The following is a 2,571-nucleotide window of genomic DNA, read 5'->3' as shown; positions in this document are numbered from 1 at the left end:
AGGTTGCATTAAGAACTAAGCACGCGAACAAGTAGGCCGGGACACGTGAAATCCTGGTTGAATATGGGTGGACCATCATCCAAGGCTAAATACTACTTACTGACCGATAGTGAACCAGTACCGTGAGGGAAAGGCGAAAAGAACCCCGGAGAGGGGAGTGAAATAGAACCTGAAACCGTTTGCGTACAAGCAGTGGGAGCATGGCTTAGGCTGTGTGACTGCGTACCTTTTGTATAATGGGTCAGCGAGTTACTTTCAGTGGCGAGGTTAACTGAATAAGGAAGCCGTAGAGAAATCGAGTCTGAATAGGGCGCGAGTCGCTGGGAGTAGACCCGAAACCGGGCGATCTAGTCATGTGCAGGATGAAGGTTGGGTAACACCAACTGGAGGTCCGAACCGGGTAATGTTGAAAAATTATCGGATGACGTGTGACTAGGAGTGAAAGGCTAATCAAGCCCGGAGATAGCTGGTTCTCCCCGAAAGCTATTTAGGTAGCGCCTCGTGAATGATTACTGGGGGTAGAGCACTGTTTCGGCTAGGGGGCTGTCATGGCTTACCAAACCGATGCAAACTCCGAATACCGGATAATTGAATCACGGGAGACACACGGCGGGTGCTAACGTCCGTCGTGAAGAGGGAAACAACCCAGACCGCCAGCTAAGGTCCCAAAGTGCTAGTTAAGTGGGAAACGATGTGGGAAGGCATAGACAGCCAGGAGGTTGGCTTAGAAGCAGCCACCCTTTAAAGAAAGCGTAATAGCTCACTGGTCGAGTCGGCCTGCGCGGAAGATGTAACGGGGCTAAAACTAGTCACCGAAGCTGCGGATGTGCACTAAGTGCACGTGGTAGGGGAGCGTTCTGTAGGCTGATGAAGGTGGATTGAGAAGTCTGCTGGAGGTATCAGAAGTGCGAATGCTGACATGAGTAACGATAATGAGGGTGAAAAGCCCTCACGCCGGAAGTCCCAGGTTTCCTGCACGACGTTAATCGGAGCAGGGTGAGTCGGCCCCTAAGGCGAGGCTGAAAAGCGTAGTCGATGGGAACCAGGTTAATATTCCTGGACTTTTTATAAGTGGTGATGTGGGGACGAAGAAGGCTAAATGAGCCAGGCGTTGGTTGTCCTGGTATGTGCATGTAGGAGGGTAGACTAGGCAAATCCGGTTTACTATCAACTCTGAGGTGCGACATGGTGCTGACACTTCGGTGTACAGCGAAGTCATTGATGCCCGGCTTCCAGGAAAAGCTGCTAGCCATAACTTATAGAGAACCGTACCGCAAACCGACACAGGTGGACAGGTAGAGAATACTAAGGCGCTTGAGAGAACTCGGGTGAAGGAACTAGGCAAAATGGTACCGTAACTTCGGGAGAAGGTACGCCCTTTTTGGTGATGGAATTTACTTTCAAAGCTGAAGAGGGCCGCAGAGACCAGGTGGCTGCGACTGTTTATTAAAAACACAGCACTCTGCAAATTCGTAAGAAGACGTATAGGGTGTGACGCCTGCCCGGTGCCGGAAGGTTAATTGATGGGGTTATCTTCGGAGAAGCTCTTGATCGAAGCCCCGGTAAACGGCGGCCGTAACTATAACGGTCCTAAGGTAGCGAAATTCCTTGTCGGGTAAGTTCCGACCTGCACGAATGGCGTAACGATGGCCACACTGTCTCCACCCGAGACTCAGTGAAATTGAAATCGCTGTGAAGATGCAGTGTACCCGCGGCTAGACGGAAAGACCCCGTGAACCTTTACTATAGTTTTGCACTGGACTTTGATGATAACTGTGTAGGATAGGTGGGAGGCTTTGAAGTGAGGACGCTAGTCCTCATGGAGCCGACCTTGAAATACCACCCTGTTGTTATTGAGGTTCTAACTTGGTCCCGTAATCCGGGATGAGGACAGTGTATGATGGGTAGTTTGACTGGGGCGGTCTCCTCCCAAAGAGTAACGGAGGAGCACAAAGGTACCCTCGGTACGGTCGGACATCGTACCAAGAGTGTAAAGGCATAAGGGTGCTTGACTGCGAGAGCGACGGCTCGAGCAGGTACGAAAGTAGGTCTTAGTGATCCGGTGGTTCTGTATGGAAGGGCCATCGCTCAACGGATAAAAGGTACTCCGGGGATAACAGGCTGATACCGCCCAAGAGTTCATATCGACGGCGGTGTTTGGCACCTCGATGTCGGCTCATCACATCCTGGGGCTGAAGCAGGTCCCAAGGGTATGGCTGTTCGCCATTTAAAGTGGTACGCGAGCTGGGTTTAGAACGTCGTGAGACAGTTCGGTCCCTATCTGCCGTGGGCGTAGGAAAATTGAGAGGAGCTGCTCCTAGTACGAGAGGACCGGAGTGGACGAACCTCTGGTGTACCGGTTGTCACGCCAGTGGCATTGCCGGGTAGCTAAGTTCGGACGGGATAACCGCTGAAAGCATCTAAGCGGGAAGCCTCCCTCAAGATGAGTTTTCCCTTGAAGCCCGTTGAAGACTACAACGTTGATAGGCAAGGTGTGGAAGCGCAGTAATGTGTGAAGCTAACTTGTACTAATTGGCTGATTGTCTTGACCATATAATCTGAGCTACTTCA

General features: G+C 51.4%; 1 rRNA gene. It reads left to right on the top strand.

Annotated features, from left to right (window positions below):
• A 23S ribosomal RNA gene (locus tag ACWTE2_RS17275) occupies nucleotides 1–2,553 on the top strand; the annotation flags it as partial.
• Nucleotides 2,554–2,571 lie beyond the last annotated feature (18 nt).

Source organism: Legionella nigrisilvae (assembly GCF_977063395.2).
This window is presented reverse-complemented; position numbering and strand designations above follow the sequence as displayed.